Raw genomic sequence first — 2,385 nt, 5'->3', positions numbered from 1 at the left:
GACCTGCAACGGCGCCGTCATCAGGACGACGGCAGGTCTCGCCGAGGGCGGCGTGCTGCATCCGCTGCAGCGCGCCTTCCTCGATGCCTTCGCCACCCAATGCGGCTTCTGCACGCCGGGCATGATCATGGCCGCCAAGGTGTTGCTCGACCGCACGCCCAATCCCAGCCGCGAAGAGGTGGTCGAGGCGCTATCCGGCAACATCTGCCGCTGCACCGGCTATGAGCCGATCATCCAGGCCGTGCTCACCGCCGCGCGTTCCAATTCGCAGAACGTGGCCTGAGGGGACCAAAAGAATGGAACTGCGCAAGAGCTATTTCGCCGATCAGCGCAATGACGGCCTGCACGAGATCGGCCAGGGACGGCCGCGGCTCGATTCGCCCGGCCATGTCACCGGCAAGACCGCCTATTTCGCCGACCGCAATTTTCCGGGCATGCTGCATTTGAAGATGGTGCGCAGCCCGCACCATCACGCCCGCATCCGCGCGATCGACACCTCGGAAGCCGAGAAGCACCCGGGTGTGGTGAAGGTGCTGACGGCCAAGGACGTGCCGCACAATGTCTACACCATCCTGATCCTGATCCAGATCGGCCCCGAGGACGAAACAGTGCTCGCCGACGGCAAGGTGCGCTGGAAGGGCGAGGCGGTGGTGGCGGTGCTGGCCGAGACCGAGCGCGCGGCGCAGGAGGCAGCTGCCAAGGTCAAGGTCGACTACGAGGTGCTGCCGGCCGTCTTCGACATGGAGGAGGCGCTAAAGCCCGGCGCGCCGCTCGTCAACGAGTACCACGGCCAGAACCACTACCTGTATGACAGCGGCGAGTGCCGCAAGGTGCGCTTCGGCGATGTCGAGGCGGGCTTTGCCGAGGCCGACCACATCCTCGAGCAGACCTACCAGTCCTCGCCGATCGAGCATGCGCCGACCGAGACGACCGGCTGTGTCGTAGCGCCCGAGGGCAACGACCGCTTCACCTGCTACACCAACACGCAGGCGATGTTCTTCACCCTCGACAACGCCTCGATCATCCTGCAGATGCCCGGCAGCAAGCTCCATTTCGTCGGTGGCACGGTCGGCGGCGGCTTCGGCGGCAAGGTCGACGTCATCGTCGAGCCGATCGCCATCCTCGGCGCAAAGTTAACCGGACGACCGGTCTGTTTTATCTACAGCCGCGAGGAGGAGATGCAGATCTCGTCGCCCCGCGCTGCCGAGAAGGTCGTCATAAAGGACGGCGTCATGAAGGATGGCCGCATCGTTGCCCGCAAGGTCACCGGCTACACCGATGCCGGCGCGTACTCCCGCCATTCGCCCTATGGCGCTCAGAAGGGTGCGGCGCACTATCCCGGCCCCTACACGATCCCCAACGTCTGGATCGATACTTATTGCGTCTACACCAACCGCACCCCCTCCTCCGCCATGCGCGGCTTCGGCGTCACCATCGGCGACTTTGCGCTGGAGGTGCAGATGGACAAGCTGGCGCGGCTGATCGCCATGGACCCGCTCGAGTTCCGCTTCATCAATGCCTACCGCGACGGCGACATGAAGGCGCATCGCCAGCCGACCGAGGGCGCGGCGCTGATCGAGTGCATGCAGGAAGCCTCGCGCGCCGCCAACTGGCCGGTGGCGGAGAAATACATGGCGATCTCGTCCTACAGGAAGGGAGGCTGAGATGGCGATACGGCGCGGACGCGGCGTCGCCGCGATCAACTATCCGACCGGCATGAATCTCGGCGGCGACCCGACCCAGGCGCTGGTTCATTCGACCCCGACCGGCAATTTTATGGTCACCCTTTCCAGCGTCGATCTCGGCCAGGGCATGAAACAGATCATGGCGCAGATCTGCGCCGAGACCATCGGCGTGCCGACCGACCGCGTCATCGTCGACACCGCCGATACCGACACCGGGCCGCACTGCATGGGCACCTTCGCCTCGCGCGGCACGCACCGCGCCGGCAACGCCGTCATCCAGGCTGCGAGGGAAGCTCGCCAGGTGATGCTGGAAGTGGCGGCGGAAGAGCTGGAAGTCAACGCCTCGGACCTCGAAACCGACGGCCAAGGCAACGTATTGGTGAAGGGCGCGCCGCAGAAATCGATTTCGATCTTCGACGTTGCGCTGTCGGCGCATTTCAAGCGCGGCCGCTCGATCTCTGGGCGCGGCATGTTCTTGATCCCGCGCTCCTATCCGGAGAAGGAGACCGGCGCGATGAAGCCGTCGACCTGCTACGCGCATGCCTGCACGGTGGCCGAGGTCGAGGTCGACGACGAGACGGGCGAAGTGACGGTGCTCAACGTCAAGAACGTCTTCGAGATCGGCCGCGCCCTGAACCCGAAGATGGTCGAGCAGCAGCTCGTCGGTGGTTCCTGGATGGGCATCAGCCATGCCCTCTAC

The 2,385-nt window shown here is 65.0% G+C and carries 3 protein-coding genes; all 3 read left to right on the top strand.

Annotated features, from left to right (window positions below):
• Window positions 1-283, top strand: a 283-nt coding sequence (locus EOA33_RS32475; RefSeq protein ID WP_245482502.1) for a 2Fe-2S iron-sulfur cluster-binding protein, incomplete at its 5' end; no start/stop codon positions are given.
• Window positions 284-296: 13 nt separating this feature from the next.
• The gene (locus tag EOA33_RS41405; protein ID WP_127407483.1) at window positions 297-1,664 is read left to right on the top strand and encodes a xanthine dehydrogenase family protein molybdopterin-binding subunit; all 1,368 of its coding nucleotides are present in this window, start codon (window positions 297-299) and stop codon (window positions 1,662-1,664) included.
• Window position 1,665: 1 nt separating this feature from the next.
• The coding region (locus EOA33_RS41400; protein ID WP_127407482.1) for a molybdopterin cofactor-binding domain-containing protein at window positions 1,666-2,385 on the top strand (720 nt) is incomplete at its 3' end.

It is taken from the genome of Mesorhizobium sp. M4A.F.Ca.ET.050.02.1.1 (assembly GCF_003997725.1).
Taxonomy (GTDB): domain Bacteria; phylum Pseudomonadota; class Alphaproteobacteria; order Rhizobiales; family Rhizobiaceae; genus Mesorhizobium.
Note: the sequence above shows the minus strand (reverse complement) of the source record. Positions and strands in the feature narration are given on the sequence as shown.

Bases quoted from the DNA above. Each gene is read 5' to 3' on its own strand.
- EOA33_RS41405 (WP_127407483.1), top strand. From the start codon at position 297: ATGGAACTGCGCAAGAGCTATTTCGCCGATCAGCGCAATGACGGCCTG.